Annotated in this window: 21 protein-coding genes; 6 read left to right on the forward strand and 15 right to left on the reverse strand. The window is 57.0% G+C overall.

All coding sequences use genetic code 11. The annotated features are described in order from the left end of the window. Positions 1-454: 454 nt before the first annotated feature. The 6 genes from artJ to SIK97_RS16715 form a co-directional block, all read right to left on the reverse strand. Positions 455-1186, reverse strand: a complete 732-nt coding sequence (gene artJ / locus SIK97_RS16690) for an arginine ABC transporter substrate-binding protein ArtJ (protein ID WP_014228605.1) — start codon at positions 1184-1186, stop codon at positions 455-457. Between the two features lie 173 nt (positions 1187-1359). Beyond that, a complete protein-coding gene (gene artM / locus SIK97_RS16695; RefSeq protein ID WP_014228606.1) occupies positions 1360-2028 on the reverse strand; it encodes an arginine ABC transporter permease ArtM in 669 nt (222 codons plus the stop codon). Next, entirely contained in the window at positions 2028-2744 is a 717-nt protein-coding gene (gene artQ / locus SIK97_RS16700) for an arginine ABC transporter permease ArtQ (protein ID WP_004100599.1), read from the reverse strand. The genes artM and artQ overlap by 1 nt, the downstream gene beginning before the upstream one ends. A 6-nt stretch (positions 2745-2750) precedes the next feature. Next, positions 2751-3482 (reverse strand): arginine ABC transporter substrate-binding protein ArtI, encoded by a 732-nt coding sequence (gene artI, locus SIK97_RS16705; RefSeq protein ID WP_004130868.1) that lies wholly within the window; start codon positions 3480-3482, stop codon positions 2751-2753. 19 nt (positions 3483-3501) lie between these two features. Further along, complete coding sequence (artP, locus tag SIK97_RS16710) at positions 3502-4230, reverse strand: arginine ABC transporter ATP-binding protein ArtP (RefSeq protein WP_004111834.1); 729 nt, start codon at positions 4228-4230, stop codon at positions 3502-3504. A gap of 227 nt (positions 4231-4457) precedes the next feature. Continuing rightward, entirely contained in the window at positions 4458-4973 is a 516-nt protein-coding gene (locus tag SIK97_RS16715; RefSeq protein ID WP_004849391.1) for a lipoprotein, read from the reverse strand. A gap of 117 nt (positions 4974-5090) precedes the next feature. Between SIK97_RS16715 and SIK97_RS16720 the strand changes: the two genes are divergently transcribed. Then, positions 5091-5414: a heavy metal-binding domain-containing protein gene (locus tag SIK97_RS16720; RefSeq protein ID WP_004100606.1), complete on the forward strand. Its 324-nt coding sequence runs from the start codon at positions 5091-5093 to the stop codon at positions 5412-5414. After that, a complete protein-coding gene (locus SIK97_RS16725) occupies positions 5411-6241 on the forward strand; it encodes an N-acetylmuramoyl-L-alanine amidase (RefSeq protein ID WP_014837943.1) in 831 nt (276 codons plus the stop codon). Before SIK97_RS16720 ends, SIK97_RS16725 begins: the two co-directional genes overlap by 4 nt. Here the strand turns inward: SIK97_RS16725 and SIK97_RS16730 are convergent. From SIK97_RS16730 to poxB, 4 genes are all read right to left on the reverse strand, one after another. Then, positions 6238-7251 carry an NAD-dependent epimerase/dehydratase family protein gene (locus tag SIK97_RS16730; protein WP_009653274.1) on the reverse strand — a complete coding sequence of 338 codons (1014 nt, stop codon included), beginning with the start codon at positions 7249-7251 and terminating at the stop codon, positions 6238-6240. The genes SIK97_RS16725 and SIK97_RS16730 overlap by 4 nt on opposite strands. A gap of 96 nt (positions 7252-7347) precedes the next feature. Beyond that, entirely contained in the window at positions 7348-8781 is a 1434-nt protein-coding gene (locus SIK97_RS16735) for a DUF2867 domain-containing protein (protein ID WP_032748886.1), read from the reverse strand. Between the two features lie 10 nt (positions 8782-8791). After that, positions 8792-9793: a low-specificity L-threonine aldolase gene (gene ltaE / locus SIK97_RS16740; RefSeq protein WP_032694256.1), complete on the reverse strand. Its 1002-nt coding sequence runs from the start codon at positions 9791-9793 to the stop codon at positions 8792-8794. A 154-nt stretch (positions 9794-9947) separates the two neighbouring features. Next, positions 9948-11666, reverse strand: coding sequence for a ubiquinone-dependent pyruvate dehydrogenase (poxB, locus tag SIK97_RS16745; RefSeq protein WP_025108290.1), 1719 nt, complete (start codon positions 11664-11666; stop codon positions 9948-9950). Positions 11667-11818: 152 nt separating this feature from the next. On the opposite strand from poxB, the gene SIK97_RS16750 reads away from it, so the two are divergent. After that, complete coding sequence (locus SIK97_RS16750; RefSeq protein ID WP_014228613.1) at positions 11819-12253, forward strand: DoxX family protein; 435 nt, start codon at positions 11819-11821, stop codon at positions 12251-12253. 39 nt (positions 12254-12292) lie between these two features. On the opposite strand, the gene hcr is transcribed toward SIK97_RS16750, so the two are convergent. The 4 genes from hcr to aqpZ form a co-directional block, all read right to left on the reverse strand. Continuing rightward, positions 12293-13261 carry an NADH oxidoreductase gene (gene hcr / locus SIK97_RS16755; RefSeq protein WP_049079561.1) on the reverse strand — a complete coding sequence of 323 codons (969 nt, stop codon included), beginning with the start codon at positions 13259-13261 and terminating at the stop codon, positions 12293-12295. A gap of 10 nt (positions 13262-13271) precedes the next feature. After that, entirely contained in the window at positions 13272-14924 is a 1653-nt protein-coding gene (gene hcp, locus SIK97_RS16760) for a hydroxylamine reductase (protein WP_057173028.1), read from the reverse strand. Between the two features lie 145 nt (positions 14925-15069). Next, the gene (locus tag SIK97_RS16765) at positions 15070-15969 is read right to left on the reverse strand and encodes a lysine exporter LysO family protein (protein ID WP_014837946.1); all 900 of its coding nucleotides are present in this window, start codon (positions 15967-15969) and stop codon (positions 15070-15072) included. A 125-nt stretch (positions 15970-16094) separates the two neighbouring features. Beyond that, positions 16095-16790: an aquaporin Z gene (aqpZ, locus tag SIK97_RS16770; protein WP_004849414.1), complete on the reverse strand. Its 696-nt coding sequence runs from the start codon at positions 16788-16790 to the stop codon at positions 16095-16097. A gap of 381 nt (positions 16791-17171) precedes the next feature. Here aqpZ and SIK97_RS16775 point away from each other — a divergent pair, with 381 nt between their 5' ends. The 3 genes from SIK97_RS16775 to macB all read left to right on the forward strand — a co-directional run bounded on the left by SIK97_RS16775 (position 17172) and on the right by macB (position 22064). Further along, complete coding sequence (locus SIK97_RS16775; protein ID WP_032748892.1) at positions 17172-18830, forward strand: ATP-dependent endonuclease; 1659 nt, start codon at positions 17172-17174, stop codon at positions 18828-18830. Between the two features lie 175 nt (positions 18831-19005). After that, a complete protein-coding gene (macA, locus tag SIK97_RS16780) occupies positions 19006-20121 on the forward strand; it encodes a macrolide transporter subunit MacA (RefSeq protein ID WP_049103387.1) in 1116 nt (371 codons plus the stop codon). After that, complete coding sequence (gene macB, locus SIK97_RS16785) at positions 20118-22064, forward strand: macrolide ABC transporter ATP-binding protein/permease MacB (protein ID WP_025108294.1); 1947 nt, start codon at positions 20118-20120, stop codon at positions 22062-22064. Before macA ends, macB begins: the two co-directional genes overlap by 4 nt. 68 nt (positions 22065-22132) lie before the next feature. On the opposite strand, the gene cspD is transcribed toward macB, so the two are convergent. After that, positions 22133-22363 carry a cold shock-like protein CspD gene (cspD, locus tag SIK97_RS16790; protein WP_004100627.1) on the reverse strand — a complete coding sequence of 77 codons (231 nt, stop codon included), beginning with the start codon at positions 22361-22363 and terminating at the stop codon, positions 22133-22135. Positions 22364-22489 lie beyond the last annotated feature (126 nt).

Genomic DNA, 22489 nt, shown 5'->3' on the forward strand with positions numbered 1-22489 from the left:
TACGGGGCCACGGCTGTCTGCGGACCGGTAGCCCGGGTAAGGCGTTTACGCCGCAACCCGGGAAATGCGTCGGGATTGAGACTTTGGTGCGGCTTCGTCCCGGGCCGCGCTGCGCTGCGCTTGCCCGGGCTACGGGGCCACGGCTGTCTGCGGACCGGTAGCCCGGGTAAGGCGTTTACGCCGCAACCCGGGAAATGCGTCGGGATTGAGACTTTGGTGCGGCTTCGTCCCGGGCCGCGCTGCGCTGCGCTTGCCCGGGCTACGGGGCCACGGCTGTCTGCGGACCGGTAGCCCGGGTAAGGCGTTTACGCCGCAGCCCGGGGAATGCGCCGGGATTGAGACTTTGGTGCGGCTTCTTTCCGGGCCGCGCTGCGCTTGCCCGGGCTACGGGGCCACGGTTGTCTGCGGGCCGGTAGCCCGGACAGGCGCGTCAAGCGCCGCCTCCGGGAAATGCTTACTCCGGGAACCACTGCTTGCTGATTTTCTCGTAGGTGCCGTCGGCTTTAATCGCCTTCAGCGCGGCGTTCAGTTTTTCCAGCAGCGCTTTGTTATCCGGGCGTACCGCAATGCCGAGGCCTGTACCGAAGTACTGCGCGTCGGTGACTTTCGGCGTTGCCGCGCCCAGCTGCGGGTTGGTTTTCAGCCACTCGTTGACCACGGCGGTATCGCCAAACACCCCATCAATACGGCCATTTTTCAGGTCGATAAACGCATTCTGGTAGCTATCGTAAGCCACGGTTTTCACTTCCGGATGTTTATCCTGCAGGTATTTCTGGTGCGTGGTGCCGTTTTCCATCCCGATACGCTTGCCTTTCAGATCGGCGAAAGAGTGGAAGGCATCTTTCTTCGAGATAACCAGCGCGGAGTTAGCGTAGTACGGGTCGGTAAACGCCACCTGCTTGCTGCGCTCCGGGGTAATGTCCATGCCGGAGATGACCGCATCATATTTCTTGAATTTGAGCGCCGGGATCAGGCTGTCGAAGGCATGGTTGGTAAACGTACACTCAGCCTGCATCTGCTTACACAGCGCGTTTGCCAGATCGATGTCGAAACCGGCGATCTGGTTATTGGCGTCCATCGATTCAAACGGTGGGTAAGTTGCAGAAACGCCAAAGCTGATTTTTTCTGCGGCAGCGGCGCCAAAGGCGAAAGTGCTAAGCAGTGCGGCCAGAACTAACTTTTTCATTGTGGAACTCCCGTCGGTCAATCTTATGATGTTGTGCCGTGTCTGCGGCTGGGAGTAATAATGCCACTAAATGAATTTATATTCAATAATCATGGATATTTATTTTAATTAGAATAAAAAAAGACGGATAATTCAGTGAACTTATCCGTCTTTATTTGGCTTTTTATGCGTTTTTAATTGCGTCGCTCAAAGGCCAGCGCTTTATGTTCCACCAGGCGCATCAGCAGCGTCAGCAGGCCATTGACTACCAGATAGACAATGCCAGCGGCGCCGAACACCATCACATCATAGGTACGCCCATAGAGCAGCTGGCTGTGACCCATCACTTCCATCAGGGTAATGGTGTAGGCCAGAGACGTACTCTTGAACACCAGCACCACTTCGTTGGAGTAGGAGGAGAGGGCGCGTTTAAAGGCGTACGGCAGCAGGATCGCCAGCGTATCTTTCTTACTCATTCCCAGCGCGCCGCAGGATTGCCACTGGCCATCCGGGATGGCGCGAATGGCGCCATAAAACAGCTGCGTGGTATAAGCGGCGCTGTTGAGAGAAAGGGCGATCAGCGCGCAGAGCCAGGGCTCGGAAATCAGATGCCAGAGTACCGGATACTCCTGCAGCGACGGGAACTGTCCCGGGCCGTAGTAAATCAGGAAGATCTGCACCAGCAGCGGCGTGCCGGTAAACAGCGTGATATAGCCGCGCACGATCCACACCAGCCCCGGCGTTTTTAGCGTCAGAATGATGGTGAAGATCAGCGACAGAATCAGCGCTACGACGATAGAGGCTGCGGTCAGCGTCAGGCTGGTATGCAGCCCTTTTAGCAGTTCGGGTAAGTAATCAAGCATCAGCCTGGTCTCCGTTCGAAGCGCGTCGCACGCTGGTCAATACGTTTCAGAATGTACTGACTCAACAGGGTGATGACCAGATAGATTGCCGCCGCGATGATATACCAGTTAAACGGCTCCTGGGTTCGGGTGGCGATGCTTTTAGTTTGCAGCATCAGATCGTTGACGCTGATCAGGCTCACCAGCGCGGTATCCTTCAGCAGCACCAGCCACTGGTTGCCGAGTCCCGGCAGCGCGTGGCGCCACATTTGCGGCATCACTAAGCGAAAGAAAATAGCGGCTTTCGATAATCCCAGCGCCTGACCGGATTCCCATTGCCCCTGCGGAACGGCTTTAAGCGCCCCGCGCAGCGTTTGCGATGCGTAAGCGGCATACAGCAGAGAAAGCGCGATAGCCCCGCAGAGGAACGGGCTGACGTCAAAATTTTCAATCTGCATCTGTACCGGGATCTGCACAATGCCGAGATTGATCGTAAAACCATCAGAAAGGGTCAGCAGCAGCTGTGAGGAACCAAAATAGATAAACAGAACCACCAGAATTTCCGGTAGTCCGCGCAAAAGGGTGACAATGCCGGTTGCGAGCCAGGCGACCGGACGCAGCTTTACCGACTCGAGGACGGCAAAGAGCATCGCCAGCACCAGGCCGATGATCAGGGCGCAAACGGCAAGGCCGACGGTCATCCCGGCGGCGCTTGCTAATGGAAAAAATTCGTTCATTCAGCGTTACTTCTGGAACCATTTGTTATAGATAGACTGGTAAGTCCCATCGCTTTTCACTTTTTCCAGCGCAGCGTTAAATTTCTGCTGCAGTTCGGTATTGCCCTGGCGCAGCGCAATGCCGAGACCGGTGCCGAAGTAGTCTTTATCGGTCACCTTGTCGCCCACCGCGGCCAGCTTCGGATTGCTCTTCAGCCATTCGGTCACCACGGCGGTATCGCCGAATACGGCATCAATACGGCCGTTCTGCAGGTCCAGCTTCGCATTCTGGTAGCTGTCGTAAGGAACGGTCGTGATTTCCGGGTGTTTGTCGGTGATGAATTTCTGGTGAGTGGTGCCGTTCTGCACGCCGACTTTTTTGCCTTTCAGGGCGTCAATGCTGGTGAATTTACCCTGCTGGCCGACGAACAGCGCGGAGTTTTCATAGTACGGGGTGGTGAACAGCACCTGTTTTTCACGCTCAGGGGTGATGTCCATCCCGGCCATGACCGCGTCGAAACGGCGGAACTTCAGGCTGGGGATCAGGCTATCGAAAGCCTGGTTGGTAAAGGTGCAGGTGGCATCAATCTCTTTACACAGCGCGTTCGCCAGATCGACATCAAAGCCGACAATTTTGTTATTGGCATCGATCGATTCAAACGGAGGGTAGGAGGCCTCGGTGGCGAAACGAATGGTCTGGGCTGCGGTAGCGGAGAGGCTCATGCCCGCAAGAAGAGCGGCAATCAGTACTTTTTTCATCGTCATTTCCCCGAAAACATCAATGTGAAAGATAGTTTTTAAACGCGTCGGTCTGCGGATGCGCGAAGCAGCCGGCATCACCTTGTTCAACGATATGGCCATTTTCCATATAGACCACGCGGCTGGCTGTTTTGCGCGCCACTTCCACTTCGTGGGTGACGATAACCTGCGTAATACCGGTTTCAGCCAGTTCGCGGATAATACTGACGATCTGGGCGGTGATTTCTGGATCGAGCGCCGCCGTGGGTTCATCGAACAGCAGAACCTGCGGTTCCATCATCAGGGCGCGGGCAATAGCGACGCGCTGCTGCTGGCCGCCGGAAAGATGCAGCGGGTAGCGATCGCTATAGGGTTTCAGGCGCAGACGTTCGAGCAGCTTTTCAGCGCGGGCGAGAGCCTGATCTTTGCTCAAACCGAGCACGCGGCAGGGAGCTTCAATCAGATTTTGCTGCACGGTCAGATGCGGCCACAGATTGTACTGTTGGAACACCATACCCACGTTCTGGCGCAGCTCGCGAATGGCTTTGTCAGAAGGAGCTTTGGTAAAGTCGAAATGATTTCCGGCGATATGCAGCGTACCGGAACGCGGCATCTCCAGCAGATTAAGGACGCGCAGCAGCGAGCTTTTACCGGCACCGCTTGGGCCGAGCAGCACCAGCGTTTCCCCCTGCGGGCAATCCAGCGTGATGTCGAACAGCGCCTGGTGTGCGCCGTAGAAGCAATTAATGCCGTTTAATTTTATGCTCATCTGGGCAGTCTGATACATATAGCAATTGAGGCCGCAAATAGTACCTTTGGCAGAATAGTTATGCAATATTTATGCGTTAAAAGTTAAATGTAAACCATGTTTACATTTAAAGTTAGCACAAAATATGGCTTCGTGAAGGTGGGATAAGTCAATGTCGGCATTACCAGCGGAAATGCCGACATTTTACCGGGGTTATTTCATTCGGCCCGAGCGGCCCAACGCCTGGATTAGCGTTTTTCCAGACTCTGACGCAGGGTGCCCGCCGGCGCATGGGCGTTGTTGCCGAGGTAGCGCACGTCATCCACGGCCCAGCACTGGCCTTCCTGAATCATCAGCACTTCGTCTTTCCAGCTTTGGGTGCCCTGTTTCAGCTCCACGCGCAGGGGAATATTGCGCGCGTCGCGATTAGGGATGGTGGAGGCGCTGGCGACATCGGCGCTGTCGGCTGGCGTTGTGCTACTGGAGAAAAGATTTGACTGCAGCAGGGCGTTGTTAGACGGGTCCTGACGCGCGTCGTTCAGCAGTTTTGCCAGACCGTCGCTCAGGTATGGGCGCAGCGCGGTTAAATCGCTGTTGCGGTGCTGTACCTGGTAGTCATAAAACTTCTGCGCTACGTCATCCGGGCCGCCTTCGATGCAGGGGCCGCTGCGGGTGCCGTTATCTTTGTACGCAGGCGTGACGGTAGTACAGGCGCTGAGCGCCAGCGCGCAGGGGAGGACTAATGCAAGAACTTTGTAGCGCATGATGATTTCCTTATGAGCTCACTACGTTAGAATATCTTTTCAAGCATAGTGTATCAGATAGGGATTGTGCTTGACCCTTAGAGCTAACGCATTGAACGCTAAAGAAGGAGTTTCATCATGCAATTTTCCACCACTCCGACCCTCGAAGGTCAGCCCATCATTGAATACTGCGGCGTCGTCACGGGGGAAGCGATTCTGGGCGCCAACGTATTCCGCGATTTTTTCGCCAGCATCCGCGATATCGTCGGCGGTCGTTCCGGCGCCTATGAAAAGGAGCTGCGTAAGGCCCGTGAAATTGCGTTTGAAGAGCTGAGCGAGCAGGCGAAGGCGCTGGGCGCCAATGCGGTGGTCGGGATTGATATTGACTACGAAACTGTCGGTAAAGATAGCAGCATGCTGATGGTCAGCGTTAGCGGCACCGCGGTGAAGACCCGCCGATGAGAGCTTGCCGGGCAGGCGTACTGCTGGCGCTGCTGCTGGCGGGCTGCGCCAGCGAAAAAGGTATTATCGATCGCGATGGCTATCAGCTGGATACGCGCCATCCGGCGCAGGCGGCTTATCCGCGCATCAAAGTGCTGGTGATTCACTACACCGCCGACGATTTCGACGTTTCGCTGGCGACGCTGACGGATAACCAGGTGAGCTCTCACTACCTGATCCCGGAGAAACCGCCGCTGCACGGAGGCAAACCGCGGATCTGGCAGCTGGTGCCGGAAGAGGAACTTGCCTGGCATGCGGGCGTCAGCTTCTGGCGCGGCAGCACGCGCATTAACGACACTTCGATTGGCATCGAGCTGGAGAACCGCGGCTGGCAAAAAACGGCGGGGGTGAAAAGCTTTACGCCGTTTAATCCGGCGCAGATTGACGCCCTGATCCCGCTGGCGAAAGATATTATCGCCCGCTACCACATCGCGCCGCAGAACGTGGTCGCCCATGCGGATATCGCGCCGCAGCGCAAAGACGATCCGGGGCCGCTGTTCCCGTGGCGCAGGCTGGCCGAGCAGGGGATTGGCGCATGGCCTGATGCCCGGCGCGTGGCGTTTTATCTGCAGGGCCGTCCGTCATACGAGCCGGTAGACGCCGCAGCGCTGCTGGACGTCCTGGCGCGCTACGGCTATCAGGTGACGCCGGAAATGACGCCAGCGCAGCAGAAGCGGGTCATTATGGCTTTCCAGATGCACTTCCGTCCCGCGCGCTGGGACGGGGTTGCCGATGCGCAAACCCTGGCGATAGCCGAAGCGCTGCTGGAAAAGTACGGGCGGGGTTAATAGTGCAGCTTGCCGTGGTCCTTCAACCACGCGGCGGTGCGGAGAATCCCTTCATCCATCGTGATGACCGGCTGATAGCCTAGCTCCTGCTGGGCGCGGGAGATATCAAGAGTAAAATCAAAGTTCAGCTTAGAGACGCCGTAGTGGGTAAATGCGGGCTCTTTCGCTGACTTATTGCCAAAGCGCTCCATGCTGCGGGCGATGATATCCAGCATGGGATAGGGAACCGAACGGATGCGGCACTTAATCCCCAGCTCGTCTATGAGTTTCTGCACAATGCTGTGCAGGGTTTGCGGTTCGCCGTTAGTAATGTTGTACGCGCGGGCCGAGGGCAGAAGGTCACTCTGCGGCTGGCTGGCGAGCCACATCGCGTGTACCGCGTTTTCATAGTAGGTCATATCCACCAGCGCGCTGCCGCCGCGCGGCAACAGGACGCTGCCGTAGTGCTGCATCATCTGCGCCAGGCGCGGGATAAACACTTTATCATGCGGGCCAAACAGGCTTTGCGGGCGCAGGATTGTAAAACGGGTATTTGGGTTGGCCTGCGCCAGCAGATTGATCACATCTTCGCTTGCCGCCTTGCTGCGGGCGAATTCGTTGGCGAAACGCTGCGGGCGGAAATCCTCCGCAACATCGCGATGATGGTGATAATCAAAATAGAGCGACGGCGAAGAGATATGCACGAAGTTGCGCACGCCCCAGGCAACCGCCCACTCGCCGAGACGCCGGGTCGCGCGCACGTTAGCTAAATCGAAGGCCTGCTGGGTGCCCCACGGCGAGGTAAAGCTGGAACAGTGCCACAGGGTATCGATACCGGCGAGCATCACTTTGGCCTGCGAAGAGACCAGCTCGGTTAAGTCCGCAGGGACGAACTCTGCGCCCATTTTGCTCAGAAGCTTGCCCATCGCTTCGTTGCGCCCGGTCGCTCTGACGCTAATGCCCCTGTTACGCAGATATTCCACCGCGTTGCGGCCCAATCCGCTGGTCGCACCGGTAACCAGTACCTTCATATCGATCCACTGTTTAACAAAAGAATTTCGTGCGCATTTTTCCGTGATTCTGACTACGATGCAATGAGAATCATGAAAGAATTCTGCACCTATACTCTATTTGATGGTGATTTGCTCCGCCAGGTGGGCGATGCGTCGCGCCATACCGCGAAAAATAAACAGATGCGCCGGGATCATCAGCAGCCAGTAGAAAAGCCCCGGCATACCGTGCGGGTGCCACCAGGCGCGCACGTCCAGTTCGCGATGATCGCCTTTATCGCGCAGGGTAAAGCTCAGGCGGCCAAGGCCGGGCGCTTTCATGCCGAATAACAGCGTCAACTGCTTTTCCGGCTCGACGATAATCACCTTCCAGCTGTCCACCGCATCGCCGGTCTGCAGATATTCATTTTCCGGGCGACCTTTTGCCAGCCGGTGACCGACCAGCAGATCCATCACCCCGCGCGTTTTCCACAGAGCGTTGCCGAAGAAATAGCCCTCTTTGCCGCCAATTTGGTTGACTACCTTCCACAGCGCAGCAAGGCTGGCGGAAGTGTTAACGGTACAGCCTGCCTGTTTCGGATAGTAGCCGTACTCGGGCCGCCAGCGGGCGAAGGCCTGCGCATCGTAGCCCCAGTCGCTGGAGTTCACCAGCTGCTCCTCTTCTTTAAGCGTAAGGCGCACCGCTTCATCAAACGCGATAAGCGGTTGAGGAATTAAGGCCCGCAGGGCCCGATCGTCGGCAATCAGATCGTGCTTTAGCCCCTGGATCAGCGCTTTGGCCGTGGTTGGCGGCACTGAGGTAATGACGTTGAGAAACCATACCGAAATCCAGCGGGTCGGGAAAGGGATGGGGAGCAGCGGGCGGCGTTTGCCGCTGACCGCCATAAAGCGGATGAACTGCTGCTGATAGCTCAAAATTTCCGGTCCGGCGGCTTCAAACACCCGATGCTCGCGGGCCGGATGGTTTAGCAGCTGCAGCAGATAGTAGAGTAAATTTTCCAGCGCAATCGGCGTGGTGCGCGAGCGCACCCAGCGCGGCGGCGTCAGCACCGGCAGGTTGTAGACCATATCGCGCATCACTTCGAAGGCGGCGGAACCGGCGCCGACGATAATGCCGGCGCGAACTTCCGCTACCGGAACGCCTGATTCGCGCAGCAGATCGCCGGTGATCTGGCGGGCGCGCAGATGATCGGATTGCTCCTGCTTCTCCACCTGTAAGGAACTGAGAAAGATGACTTCGTTCACCGGCGACTTGCGCAGCGCGTCGCGAACGTTGAGGGCGACCCGCCGTTCGTGGCGGATAAAGTCCCCGCCTTCGCCCATCCCGTGCACCAGATAGTAAACGGTATCAGCCTGCGCCAGCAGGGCGGGTAGCGCGTCCGGCTGGTTTAAATCGAGCGAATAGCACTCGACGCCGGGGAGCTGCTGTTTTTTAAGCCTGTCGATGTGGCGTGCCGCCGCCAGCACGGTGAAGCCCTGCTCGCTGAGCCTTTTCACCAGATGCTGGCCGATATAACCGCTGGCGCCAAGCACCAGAATTCGCTGCGACACGCCGGACTCCTTAACGGTTTAAAAATGCCTGCCAGTGGCTAACCACCTCGGTGAGCTGCTGGCGGTTAACGTCAATATGCGTCACCAGGCGCACGATGGGCGAGGCGTTGATTAGCACCCCGCGTTCGCGCAGATACTCGCCCAGCGCGGCGGCGCGCGCTTCACCGACGCGAACAAACAGCATATTGGTATCATGACGCGTCACCTCGGCGCCGGCGGCGCGCAGCTGCTCCGCCATCCACGCGGCGTTGTCGTGATCCTCTTTTAAGCGCGCGACGTTGTTTTGCAAGGCATACAGGCCCGCGGCCGCCAGAATACCGGCCTGACGCATCCCGCCGCCGACCATTTTCCGCCAGCGGATAGCGCGGTGAATGTACTCTTCGCTCCCCACCAGCAGCGAGCCTACCGGCGCGCCGAGTCCTTTAGACAGGCAGATGGTGAAGGAGTCGCAGTAGCGGGCGATCTCGCGCAGCGCGCAGCCGTATTCCACGACGGCGTTAAAAATACGCGCCCCGTCAACGTGCAGCCCCAGGCCGCGCTGGCGCGTAAACTCCCAGGCATCTTTGAGATATTCACGCGGCAGCACTTTGCCGTTATGGGTGTTTTCCAGCGACAGCAGCCGGGTAGGGGCGAAATGGATATCGTCCGGTTTGATTTTGGCCGCGACTTTATCCAGCGGCAGGGAACCGTCCGCTGCGGCATCGATTGGCTGCGGCTGGATGCTGCCAAGCACCGCCGCGCCGCCGGCTTCGTAGAGATAGTTATGCGCGCCCTGGCCGACGATATACTCTTCGCCGCGCTGGCAGTGGCTGAGCAGGGCGACCAGGTTGGCCTGGGTGCCGCTAGGCAGGAAGATAGCGGCCTCTTTGCCCGCCAGGTCGGCGGCAAAGCGCTGGAGTTCGTTAACGGTCGGGTCATCGCCATATACGTCATCCCCGACCGGGGCGGCCATCATGGCTTCCAGCATGGCGCGGCCCGGACGGGTAACGGTATCGCTGCGTAAATCTATCATGTCATATCCTTATACACTTCATCCTTCGCGCTGCCCCGGCGTTGGCTGCTCCCTCAAACCCCGATCACAGAGTTATCTCTGCGCCCGGGGGTTTTCGGCCTTGCCGCCTTGAGGCAACACGAATAATTTTGCGTATGAATTGAAAAGGATATTTTTACCTTAGCCAGTTAGTTTTCGCCAGTTCGATAACTTCGTCGCCGCGGCCGCTGATAATCGCGCGCAGCATATAAAGGCTGAAACCTTTGGCCTGCTCCAGTTTAATTTGCGGCGGCATCGCCAGCTCTTCACTGGCGACGACCACATCTACCAGGACCGGGCCATCGGTAGCGAAAGCGGTTTGCAGCGCTTCATCAACCTCTGACGCGCTTTCAACACGTATGCCCTTGATGCCGCACGCTTCGGCGATGCGGGCAAAGTTGGTGGCGTGAAGTTCAGTGCCGTCTGTCAGATAGCCCCCGGCCTTCATCTCCATCGCCACGAAGCCCAGTACGCTGTTATTGAAGATAACGATCTTCACCGGCAGCTTCATCTGCGCCAGCGAGAGAAAATCCCCCATCAGCATGCTGAAGCCGCCGTCGCCACACATTGCCACAACCTGACGGTCAGGGGCGGTGGCCTTCGCACCGATGGCCTGCGGCATGGCGTTAGCCATTGACCCATGATTGAACGATCCGAGCAGGCGACGCTTACCGTTCATCTGCAAATAACGCGCGGCCCAGACGGTCGGCGTACCCACGTCGCAGGTAAAGATGGCATCGTCGTCGGCATAGTGGCTGATGCGCTGCGCCAGATACTGCGGATGAATTGTTTTGTCGCTGGGCTTCGCCAGGTCATCAAGCCCCTTGCGCGCGTCGCGATAGTGTTCCAGCGCTTTATCGAGGAACTTACGGTCGGTTTTCTCCTCAAGATGCGGCATCAGCGCGCTGAGGGTCGATTTAATATCGCCGACCAGCGCCATATCCACTTTACTGTGGGCGCCAATACTGCCGGGATTGATATCAATCTGAATGATTTTCGCGTCCGTCGGGTAGAAGGCGCGATAGGGGAACTGGGTGCCGAGCAGCACCAGGGTGTCGGCGTTCATCATGGTGTGGAAGCCGGAGGAGAAGCCAATCAGTCCGGTCATCCCCACATCATAAGGGTTGTCGTATTCTACGTGCTCTTTGCCGCGCAGCGCGTGAACGATAGGCGCTTTGAGCTTCGCGGCGAAGTCTACCAGCTCTTTATGCGCCCCGGCGCAGCCGCTGCCGCACATCAGGGCGATGTTGCTTGAATAGCGCAGCAGCTGGGCCAGCTTTTTCAGCTCTTCTTCCGCCGGCGTCACCTGCGGCAGCGGCGCGTGGTACCAGTGGCTGCTGGCGCTTTCCGGCGCGGCTTTCAGCGCAACGTCGCCGGGAAGCACCACTACCGAGACGCCGCGGTTAATCACTGCTTTGCGCATGGCGATGGCCAGCACCTGCGGGATCTGTTCCGGGGTTGAGACCAGTTCACAGTAGTGACTGCATTCCCGGAACAGCTCCTGCGGATGCGTTTCCTGAAAATAGCCGCTGCCGATTTCGCTGGAAGGAATATGGGCGGCGATGGCCAGAACCGGAACGTGATTGCGGTGGCAGTCGAAAAGGCCGTTAATCAGATGCAGGTTGCCCGGCCCGCAGGAGCCTGCGCAGACCGCCAGTTCGCCGGTAAGCTGCGCTTCCGCCCCGGCGGCGAAGGCGGCCACTTCTTCATGGCGCGTGGGCATCCAGTCGATGGTCCCCATACGGTTCAGGCTGTCGCTTAAGCCGTTGAGCGAATCCCCGGTTACGCCCCAAATACGTTTAACGCCAGCCTGTTCAAGAGTTTTGGCAATGTATGCCGCCACGGTCTGTTTCATGGTTCTCCATCTCCTTTTTGTGATAACGCTTACAAGCTTAGATGAAACTGCCAGTTACGCTCGCTTTCACCTCTCATTTTCCGCTGGTTTTTTTCAGCGAAAACTCCGCATAATCTGAGCTCACATAAAGTGGTAAACAGGAATCATTTCAAATGGTTAAATCGCTGTTAAATGCTGTTAATAAACTGCTATCCCATGACGATTTCGGCAAACTCTTGTTACGACTTGCCGTTGGCGGGCTGATGCTGTTTCACGGGTTGCATAAGCTATTTGATGGCGTAGGGGGAATCAGCAATATGCTGGTAGCAAAAGGATTGCCGGGGTTTATCGCTTATGGGGTTTTAGTGGGCGAGGTGGTAGCGCCTTGCCTGCTGATTCTGGGAGTGCTTACGCGTCCGGCGGCGCTGGTGCTGGCGTTTACGATGGTCGTGGCCTGGCTGATGGTCGGGACGGGCAAAACCTTTGCGCTGGATGCGGTAGGCGCGTGGGCGATTGAGAGCCTGGTCTATTTCTTTGTGGGCGCGCTGGCGATTGCCTTCCTCGGGGCAGGGCGCTATGCCATCGGCGGCAATTCGGCCTGGCGGTAAACGTTGCCGGACGGCGTTGCGCCATCCGGCAGCTGAGGGTTAAGCCAGTACCAAATCACCCTGCGGGTGGCAGGAGCAGGCCAGCACGTAGCCTTCAGCGATTTCCGCATCGGTTAACGTCATGGTACTGCTGACGGTATATTCTCCGGAAACCACTTTGGTTTTGCAGCAGCCGCAGACGCCTGCGCGACAGGCGACGGTAATTGGCACCTTATTGCTTTCCAGCGCTTCGAGCAGCGTGGTGCCGACCGGCGCGTAGAACGCTTTCGCCGGCTGCAGTTTGGTGAACTTCAGGCCGCTGGTAGCGGCTTCGGCTACCGGCGTAAAGAACTGCTCTTTAAAGAAACGCGTCGCGCCCAGCGCTTTCACCTCCTGCTCAACCCAATCCATATACGGCGCCGGGCCGCAGGTCATCACGGTACGAGAGGTCAGATCCGGTACACTTTTCAGCAGATCGGTCGTCAGTCGGCCAGAAACAAAACCGTGGGTGGCATTGTTTTCAGCGACTAAGGTCACCGGATATTCGCGCCATTCGTCGGCAAAAATAACATCTTGCGGTGAACGAACGTTAAAGATCACCTGCACATCGGCCTGCGGGCGGTACTTTGCCAACCAGCGACGCATTGACATGATTGGCGTAACGCCGCAGCCAGCAGCCAGCATCAGGAACTTATCTTCAGTCTTATCTTCACAGGTAAATTCACCCATGGCATCGGACAGCCAGATATAGTCGCCGCGCTTCACGTCGCGGGTCAGCCACTGTGAGCCTGCGCCATCGTCAATCCGACGGATGGTCAGCGTGATGTACTCGCTTACTCCCGGCGTCGATGAAATGGTGTAAGCACGCAGCGTCTCCGCTGAATTACGTACGCTGACCAGTGCATACTGCCCGGCGCGGTACGGATAATAGTCGTGGCACAGCAACGAAATTGTCCATACATCCGGCGTTTCCTGATGGATGTGATGAACCTGCATCCGCCATGGGCACTGATGAGTTGGCATTGTCATTCTTTACTCCTTACGCGCTCAGCAGCTGCTTCATGTCTTCTTCAACGGTGGTCACGGAACGCAGACCGAATTTCTCGTTGAGAACGGCCAGCAGGTCCGGCGTGAAGAAGCCCGGCGCCGTCGGGCCGGTGACGATATTTTTCACGCCCAGCGACAGCAGGGTCAGCAGAATAACAATCGCTTTCTGTTCAAACCAGGAGAGCACCAGAGACAGCGGCAGGTCGTTCACGCCACAACCCAGTTTCTCAGCCAGGGTGACCGCCAGGATGATGGCAGAGTAAGCGTCGTTACACTGACCGGCATCGACCAGACGCGGCAGACCTTCGATATCGCCGAATTCGAGTTTGTTGAAACGGTATTTACCGCAGGCCAGGGTCAGGATCAGGCAGTCGTCCGGTACGCTGGTGGCGAAATCGGTGAAGTAGTTACGTTCGCCGCGCGCCCCGTCGCAGCCGCCCACCAGGAAGATATGGCGCAGTTTTTCACGGCTCACCAGGTCGATCAGCGTATCAGCCGCGCCCAGCAGGGTCTGACGACCGAAGCCAACGGTGATCAGGTGCGGGATCTCGCTGTACGGGAAGCCCGCCATCTGCTGCGCCTGGGCGATAACCGGGGCGAAATCTTCGCCTTCCAGATGATTGACGCCTGGCCAGCCGACGATGCTGCGGGTCCAGATACGGTCGTCATAGGCACCGACGGTTGGGTCGATGATGCAGTTAGAGGTCATCACAATCGGGCCAGGGAAGCGGGCAAACTCGACCTGCTGGTTTTGCCAGCCGCTGCCGTAGTTACCAATCAGATGCTTGAATTTACGCAGTTCCGGGTAACCGTGCGCTGGCAGCATTTCACCGTGGGTGTAGACGTTAACCCCGGTACCTTCGGTTTGCTCCAGCAGGTTGTACAGATCTTTCAGGTCATGGCCGGAAATCAGAATGCATTTGCCTTCGGTCGCTTTGACGTTGACCTGAGTCGGGGTGGGGTGACCATATTTAGTGGTCTCACCAGCGTCCAGAATGCTCATCACTTTGAAGTTCATCTGGCCGATTTCCATCGAGCACTCCAGCAGCGCGTTCATATCGGCAGGCCAGGTACCGAGCCACGCCATGATTTTATGGTACTGGGCGTAGATGTCGTTGTCGTACTGACCCAGAACGTGCGCGTGCTCCATATAAGCCGCAGCGCCTTTCAGGCCGTACAGGCACAGCAGGCGCAGGCCGAGAATGTTCTCGCCGATGGCCGCTTTGTCTTTGTTCGGGGTGAATTCCGCCGCCTGGCGCTGCAGGTCGCCCAGATCGTCGCTCGCCAGCTGCAGATCGGCCATCGGGTTGTTAACCGTCGCGTGGGCATCAATGTTCAGGCACTGGGCTTTCAGCGCTTCACGCAGGGTGATGGCCTCGCGCGCATAGCCAACGATGCGCGGGGAATCGAAGTTAACGTTGGTCAGCGTGGAGAAAAAAGCGCGCGGCGCAAAGCTGTCGATGCCGTGGTCGATGATGCCGTATTCACGGGCTTTAAGCGCCCAGGCGGAGAGCCCCTGCAGAGAGGCAATCAGCAGATCCTGCAGATCGGACGTTTCGGCCGTTTTCCCGCACATACCCTGCGCGTAAGAGCAGCCGTTCCCTGCCGGGGTACGGATGGTTTGTTCACATTGCACACAAAACATGGTCACACCTTTTTTAAAGTTATATTTAATATACATGTTTAAGGTTATGCCCGAGCGCGAGAAGAGAAAAGGTATTTCTGATACAACTTACGGGGAGATTGATTTAGCGCAAAATTGGCGGCAGAAGACTACCGCCAGAGAGGTATTAAGCGGAGAAGAAAGCCATCAATATGGGCACCAGCAGACTGAGAATGAAGCCATGAACGATGGCCGCCGGCACAATCTCCACCCCGCCAGAGCGTTGCAGTACCGGCAGCGTAAAGTCCATTGATGTCGCGCCGCAAAGGCCCAGCGCGGTGGAACGGCTGCGGCGCACCAGTCCGGGGATAAGCATTATCGCCAGCAGCTCGCGGGCAAGATCGTTAAAGAAGGCCGCGCTGCCAATTACCGGGCCATAGGATTCGGTCAGCAGGATCCCGGAGAGCGAATACCAGCCAAACCCGGAAGCCATGGCTAGGCCGGTTTTTAGCGGCAGGTCGAGAATAAAGGCGTTGATGATACCGCCCAGCAGTGAACTGACCATGACCACTACCGCGACAATCATTCCGCGGCGATTCAGTACGATCTGCCGCAGCGTCATGCCATTATTGCGCAGTTGAATACCGATGAGGAACAAAAGGAAGATCAGGGTATATTCGCTGGCCTCGGTGGCGTGTTGTAAAAAGGATATGCCGCTCAGACCAATCATAAAACCAATAAATACCACGCCGCATAGCTGAAGGGATTCCAGAGCCATTGCCAGACGGGAGGGTAATTTTTCCTGACGATGATGATTTTGCCAGGGCATTTTTTGCTCGAGCCACATCAGGGCGGCAATATTGCACAGCAGAATAATAACGACGCTGACCGCCGCATAATGAAGGATCGCCAGGAGGTTGCTGGCCAGATTATCCAGGAAGGCCAGGCTAATACCCATAAAAAAGAGAATAACGTAGACAATCCAGCTCAGAAGTCGCGCGATGAGTTTAAGGGCTGATGGCCGATGAAGAGGAATAAGATAGCCTATAACCAACGGCAGCAGAATGATTAAAAGTCCCGAAAACATGAACGACCTGGTCCTTGCAGAATGAAAATAGCGCCCCTGACACTACCCAAATCGCCGGACTGAGTAAAGTGGTGGAAAAAAAGAAAGGCCCGGCAGCACCGGGCCTCAAGAAAAGTGGGGGACGTTTAGCTGCGTTTTTCCAGCAGGGTGCGGTAGAGCACGCCGCCGAGAATGCCGCCGATAATCGGCATCACCCAGAATAGCCACAGCTGCTGCAGCGCCCAGCCGCCCTGGAATATCGCTACCGCGGTGCTGCGTGCCGGGTTTACCGACGTGTTGGTGACCGGAATGCTGATCAGGTGGATAAGCGTTAGCGCCAGGCCAATAGCGATAGGAGCGAAGCCGGCAGGTGCGTTTTTATCCGTGGCGCCGTGAATGACCAGCAGGAAGCCGCAGGTCAGGACGATCTCAATCACAATAGCGGAGAGCATGGAGAAACCGCCGGGAGAATGTTCGCCATAGCCGTTCGATGCGAATCCGCTAGCGGCGGCGTCAAAGCCCGCTTTACCGCTGGCGACAACGTACAGAATAGCGGCGGCGATAATACCGCCGACAACCTGGGCGATAATATAACCAATCACGTCCCTGGCCGGGAAACGACCGCCGGCCCATAAACCTAAAGTTACCGCCGGGTTAAAGTGTCCGCCGGAAATATGACCGACGGCATACGCCATGGTTAATACGGTTAAACCGAAAGCCAGCGCGACGCCGGCAAAACCAATTCCCAGCTCAGGGAATGCCGCAGCCAGAACGGCGCTGCCGCAACCACCAAATACCAGCCAGAATGTACCAAAGCATTCTGCTGCTAATTTTCTAAACATAACCACCTCAATAAAAACGTAAACGCGCACGAGTTTTCGTGCCGGCCTTTATTTTCGCCACAAAGAATGACGACCAGAATAAAGCGACGCTATTCTAGGGACGATCGCCACCTTGGGACCAGTTAAATAAATTGATGTAATTTGATTTAGAACAATGCGCTGGAATTCCTTTTCATGTCGGATTTTTAAAAGTGTAGAACAAAAACGGTTAAAAAAACGACTTTCAATGATGAATGCGTTTCTCAATTAAGTGAAGTACGGCGCATCACATACCCCCCTGCAGCCATGAGCGATTCGCTGACGCCCGGAGTGTCATGTTGATGCTCACCTCGCTATACTGCTGATAACTGAAGGAGATAGTCGCCACTGAGCGGAGGGCATATGCATCTTGAGCGCGTAGAAATAGTCGGTTTTCGCGGCATTAACCGATTATCGTTGATGCTGGAACAAAATAACGTGCTGATTGGCGAAAATGCCTGGGGTAAATCCAGCCTGCTGGATGCCCTGACGCTGCTCCTGTCGCCGGAGTTCGACCTCTATCATTTTGTTCGGGAAGATTTTTGGTTTCCGCCCGGCGATATTCAGGGGCGCGAGCATCATCTGCATATCATCCTGACCTTCCGTGAAAATGAACCCGGTCGCCATCGGGTTCGACGCTATCGTCCTCTCAGCAGCTGCTGGGTTCCCTGCGACGATGGCTATCAGCGCGTTTTCTATCGCCTGGAGGGGGAGCTTGCCGATGACGACAGCGTGATGACTCTGCGCAGCTTTATTGATGGTGAAGGGAAAGCGCTGGAGCTTGACGATATTGATGAACTCGCCCGTCACCTGGTACGGCTGATGCCGGTTCTGCGGCTACGCGACGCCCGCTTTATGCGACGGATCCACAACGGCACCGTTCCGCACTCGCCGCAGATCGAAATTACCGCTCGCCAGCTTGATTTCCTCTCTCGCGAACTGGTACATCATCCGCAAAATTTAACCGATGGGCAGATCCGCCAGGGGCTGTCGGCTATGGTGCAATTGCTGGAGCACTATTTTGCCGAGCAGAGCAGCGCGCAGTCGCGCCATCGTCTGATGCGCCGTCATTCACATGATGAACAGCGCAGCTGGCGCTACCTGGATATTATCAACAGGATGATCGACAAGCCCGGCGGGCGCAGCCATCGGGTGATTTTATTGGGGCTGTTTTCGACTCTGCTGCAGGCGAAAGGCACGGTAAGACTCGATCGCGATGCGCGGCCGCTCTTGTTGATTGAGGATCCGGAAACCCGGTTGCATCCTATTATGCTGTCGGTGGCCTGGCATTTGCTCAATTTACTGCCGCTGCAGCGGGTGACGACAACGAACTCCGGCGAGCTGCTGTCATTAACGCCCGTCGAGCACGTCTGTCGGCTGGTGCGTGAATCTTCACGAGTGTCGGCCTGGCGGCTGGGGCCCGGCGGGATGAATGCGGAAGACAGCCGGCGCATCGCGTTTCATATTCGCTTTAACCGCGCTTCATCGCTGTTTGCCCGCTGCTGGCTGCTGGTGGAGGGGGAGACGGAAACCTGGGTTATCAACGAGCTGGCCCGCCAGTGCGGCCATCACTTTGATGCGGAAGGGGTGAAGGTCATTGAGTTTGCCCAGTCGGGTTTGAAACCGCTGATTAAATTCGCCCGGCGAATGGGTATTGAGTGGCATGTGCTGGTGGATGGCGATGAAGCCGGGAAGAAATACGCCGCCACCGTTCGCAGTTTGTTGAATGACGATAAAATGCTGGAGCGAGACCATCTCACCGCGCTACCGGCGATGGATATGGAGCATTTTATGTACCGTCAGGGCTTCGACGATGTTTATCACCGGGTCGCGCAGCTGCCGATGAATATACCCATGAATATGCGGCGGGTGATCACCAAAGCGATTCATCGCTCGTCTAAGCCCGACCTGGCGATTGAAGTGGCGATGGAGGCCGGACGGCGCGGGGTTGACGCCATTCCGACGCTGTTGAAAAAAATGTTCTCTCGCGTGCTATGGCTGGCGCGCGGACGCGCGGATTAGCGCTGGCCGCTGTTTCTCTCTTTCTGCCGGGCTATCCATCCCGGCAGGTCTTCATCTGCATACCCTCAACTTCAGTTAAACAAAAATGAAGCGCATCTAAAAATGCGCGTTATTCTATTGCCGCATTTAGATAGAATTGTCGCGGGTTCTGCGGGTTAAAACATCAGGAATTGTTATGAAATTAAATGGAAAGCGCAGGAAAGTTTGGTGGCTGCTGGCGATTGTCGTGCTGGCCCTCGCCGTCTGGGGATGGCGAATTCTGAATGCGCCGCTGCCGCAGTATCAGACGCTGGTGGTGCGTAAAGGCGACCTTCAGCAGAGCGTGCTGGCGACCGGTAAGCTCGATGCGTTGAAAAAAGTGGACGTCGGGGCGCAGGTGAGCGGGCAGCTAAAAACGCTGCGCGTCGAGATTGGCGACAAAGTCAAAAAAGACCAGCTGCTGGGGGTTATCGACCCGGAGCAGGCGGAAAACCAGATAAAGGAAGTCGAAGCGACGTTGATGGAGCTACGGGCGCAGCTGAACCAGGCGCGCGCGGAACGTAAGCTATCTGCGGCGACGCTGGCTCGTCAGCAGAAGCTGGCGCAGCGGCAGCTGGTCTCTCGCCAGGACCTCGATACCGCCGCGACTGACTTAGCGGTCAAAGAGGCGCAAATCGGCACGATTGAAGCGCAGGTCAAACGCAATCAGGCGACCCTGGATACGGCCAAAACCAACCTCGACTACACCAAAATTCTGGCGCCGATGTCCGGAGAAGTGACGCAAATCACCACCCTGCAGGGGCAGACGGTGATTGCCGCCCAGCAGGCGCCGAATATTTTGACCCTGGCCGATCTCAGCACCATGCTGGTGAAGGCGCAGGTCTCGGAAGCGGACGTCATTCATCTTAAGCCGGGGCAAAAGGCCTGGTTTACCGTACTGGGCGATCCGCTGACGCGCTATGAAGGAACGCTGAAGGATATTCTCCCGACGCCCGAAAAGGTCAACGACGCTATTTTCTACTACGCCCGTTTTGAAGTGCCGAACCCGCAGGGCATCCTGCGCCTGGAGATGACCGCCCAGGTGCATATTCAGCTCTCAGAAGTGAAAAATGTTATCACCATCCCGCTGAGCGCGCTGGGTGAGGCCATCGGCGATAACCGCTATCACGTGCGTCTGCTGCGTACCGGTGAAGTTAAAGAGCGTGAAATCGTTATCGGCGCGCGTAACGACACCGATGTGGCGGTGGTGAAAGGGCTGGACGAGGGGGATGAAGTCATTATCGGCGAAGGTGTGGCCGGAGCGGCGAAATGACGGCGTTACTGGAACTGCGTGATATTCGCCGCAGCTACCCCTCCGGCGATGGCAACGTTGAGGTGCTGAAAGGCATTACGTTGAACATTGCCGCCGGTGAGATGGTGGCAATCGTCGGCGCGTCCGGCTCCGGGAAATCCACGCTGATGAATATTCTCGGCTGTCTGGACAAACCGACCGGCGGTACCTACCGGGTCGCGGGAACGGACGTGGCTCGTCTCAACGGCGACGAGCTGGCGCGCCTGCGGCGGGAACATTTCGGTTTTATTTTTCAGCGCTATCACCTGTTATCGCATCTCACCGCGGCGCAGAACGTGGAAGTTCCTGCGGTTTATGCCGGCGCCGAGCGCAAAGCGCGCCTGGCTCGGGCCCATGAGCTGCTGGTTCGGCTGGGGCTGGGCGACAGAGCTGAATATCAGCCTTCGCAGCTCTCCGGCGGCCAGCAGCAACGGGTGAGTATCGCCCGCGCCCTGATGAACGGCGGGGAAGTGATTCTGGCGGATGAGCCAACCGGTGCGCTGGACAGCCGCTCCGGCGAAGAGGTCATGGGGATCCTTCACCAGCTAAAAGCGCAGGGGCATACGGTGATTATCGTCACCCATGACCCGCAGGTGGCGGCCCAGGCGGAGCGGGTGATTGAGATCCACGACGGTGAAATCGTGCGTAATCCGCCCGCGCTGAGTCCGGCGCAAGGCGGCGTACTGCGCCAGCGCACGGCGGCCGAACCGTCGGCGTGGCGTCAGTTCAGCAGCGGCTTTCGCGAAGCGCTGATCATGGCCTGGCGCGCGATGGCGGCGAATAAAATGCGTACGCTGCTGACGATGCTCGGCATTATTATCGGCATCGCTTCGGTGGTGTCGATTGTGGTGGTGGGCGATGCCGCGAAGCAGATGGTGCTGGCCGATATTCGCGCTATCGGAACGAATACCATTGATGTATATCCCGGCAAGGATTTCGGCGATGACGATCCTCGCTATCAGCAATCGCTCAAGTACGACGATCTTTTAGCTATTCAGAAACAGCCGTGGGTGAGCTCGGCGACCCCGGCGGTATCAAAAAGCCTGCGCCTGCGGGCGGATAACATCGACGTTGCCGCCAGCGCCGAGGGCGTGGGGGCGCAGTACTTTAACGTCTACGGCATGACCTTTAGCGAAGGCAATACCTTTAACGAGCTTCAGCTAAATAGCCGCGCGCAGGTGGTGGTGCTCGACAGCAACGCGCGCCGACAGCTATTTCCGCATAAAGCGCGGGTCGTCGGCGAAGTGATTCTGGTCGGCAATATGCCCGCGACGGTGATCGGCGTGGCGGATGAAAAACAGTCAATGTTCGGCAGCAGCAAAATTCTGCGCGTCTGGTTGCCCTATACCACGATGGCTGGCCGGGTGATGGGGCAGTCGTGGCTGAATTCCATCACCGTGCGCGTCAATGAAGGCTACGACAGCGCGGTTGCCGAGCAGCAGCTGTTGCGTCTACTGGAACTGCGTCACGGTAAGAAAGATGTTTTCACCTGGAATATGGACAGCATCTTGAAAACGGCGGAACGGACCACACATACATTACAGCTGTTTCTGACGCTGGTGGCGGTGATTGCGCTGGTGGTCGGCGGGATTGGCGTGATGAATATTATGCTGGTCTCAGTCACCGAACGCACGCGGGAGATCGGTATCCGTATGGCGGTCGGGGCGCGGGCCAGCGATGTCTTACAGCAGTTTTTGATCGAGGCGGTGCTGGTTTGCCTGGTTGGCGGGGCGCTGGGCGTCACGCTTTCGCTGCTGATTGCCTTTGTATTACAGCTGTTTTTACCCGGCTGGGAGATCGGTTTTTCACCGTTGGCGCTATTGACCGCGTTTTTATGCTCCACGTTGACCGGGGTGCTGTTTGGCTGGCTACCGGCGCGCAATGCGGCTCGTCTGGACCCCGTCGACGCACTGGCGCGCGAGTAGCGATAAAAAAATGCCAGTCAGAAGGACTGGCATTTTGCTGGCGGGATGTACACAATGAAGCAAAAGAGTTATGCGGCTGTTTCTGTTTCTTCAGCTTCAACAGGGACAATCACGCTGGCGTGGTTACCTTTTGGCCCCTGGTGAACATCAAACCGAACCGCTTGTCCGGCTTTTAGCGTTCTGTAACCATCCATCTGGATGGTCGAGTAATGGGCGAAAATGTCTTCGCCGCCGCCCTCAGGGCAGATAAAACCGAACCCTTTGGCATTGTTGAACCACTTAACAGTACCCATTTCCATACTTCGACATCCTTCGTAAATCTTATAAGTAAGATGGAATGAACCGGTAGTGGAGTGACGAGTTGTTCATTTGCTCGCCAACTCTCGCCACTACAATTTAGAGAAATCAGGAAATGCGTCAAGCGA

Origin of the sequence: Klebsiella sp. JN_Kp126 (genome assembly GCF_033843325.1) — a bacterium.
Classification (GTDB): Bacteria; Pseudomonadota; Gammaproteobacteria; order Enterobacterales; family Enterobacteriaceae; genus Klebsiella; species Klebsiella michiganensis.

Coding starts and splice junctions, on each gene's coding strand:
- SIK97_RS16715 (WP_004849391.1), bottom strand. CDS start 4,973: ATGCGCTACAAAGTTCTTGCATTAGTCCTCCCCTGCGCGCTGGCGCTC.
- SIK97_RS16765 (WP_014837946.1), bottom strand. CDS start 15,969: ATGTTTTCGGGACTTTTAATCATTCTGCTGCCGTTGGTTATAGGCTAT.
- poxB (WP_025108290.1), bottom strand. CDS start 11,666: ATGAAACAGACCGTGGCGGCATACATTGCCAAAACTCTTGAACAGGCT.
- SIK97_RS16720 (WP_004100606.1), top strand. CDS start 5,091: ATGCAATTTTCCACCACTCCGACCCTCGAAGGTCAGCCCATCATTGAA.
- cspD (WP_004100627.1), bottom strand. CDS start 22,363: ATGGAAATGGGTACTGTTAAGTGGTTCAACAATGCCAAAGGGTTCGGT.
- hcr (WP_049079561.1), bottom strand. CDS start 13,261: ATGACAATGCCAACTCATCAGTGCCCATGGCGGATGCAGGTTCATCAC.
- artP (WP_004111834.1), bottom strand. CDS start 4,230: ATGAGCATAAAATTAAACGGCATTAATTGCTTCTACGGCGCACACCAG.
- SIK97_RS16750 (WP_014228613.1), top strand. CDS start 11,819: ATGGTTAAATCGCTGTTAAATGCTGTTAATAAACTGCTATCCCATGAC.
- macB (WP_025108294.1), top strand. CDS start 20,118: ATGACGGCGTTACTGGAACTGCGTGATATTCGCCGCAGCTACCCCTCC.
- hcp (WP_057173028.1), bottom strand. CDS start 14,924: ATGTTTTGTGTGCAATGTGAACAAACCATCCGTACCCCGGCAGGGAAC.
- artM (WP_014228606.1), bottom strand. CDS start 2,028: ATGCTTGATTACTTACCCGAACTGCTAAAAGGGCTGCATACCAGCCTG.
- SIK97_RS16775 (WP_032748892.1), top strand. CDS start 17,172: ATGCATCTTGAGCGCGTAGAAATAGTCGGTTTTCGCGGCATTAACCGA.
- artQ (WP_004100599.1), bottom strand. CDS start 2,744: ATGAACGAATTTTTTCCATTAGCAAGCGCCGCCGGGATGACCGTCGGC.
- artJ (WP_014228605.1), bottom strand. CDS start 1,186: ATGAAAAAGTTAGTTCTGGCCGCACTGCTTAGCACTTTCGCCTTTGGC.
- SIK97_RS16725 (WP_014837943.1), top strand. CDS start 5,411: ATGAGAGCTTGCCGGGCAGGCGTACTGCTGGCGCTGCTGCTGGCGGGC.
- ltaE (WP_032694256.1), bottom strand. CDS start 9,793: ATGATAGATTTACGCAGCGATACCGTTACCCGTCCGGGCCGCGCCATG.
- artI (WP_004130868.1), bottom strand. CDS start 3,482: ATGAAAAAAGTACTGATTGCCGCTCTTCTTGCGGGCATGAGCCTCTCC.
- aqpZ (WP_004849414.1), bottom strand. CDS start 16,790: ATGTTTAGAAAATTAGCAGCAGAATGCTTTGGTACATTCTGGCTGGTA.
- macA (WP_049103387.1), top strand. CDS start 19,006: ATGAAATTAAATGGAAAGCGCAGGAAAGTTTGGTGGCTGCTGGCGATT.
- SIK97_RS16730 (WP_009653274.1), bottom strand. CDS start 7,251: ATGAAGGTACTGGTTACCGGTGCGACCAGCGGATTGGGCCGCAACGCG.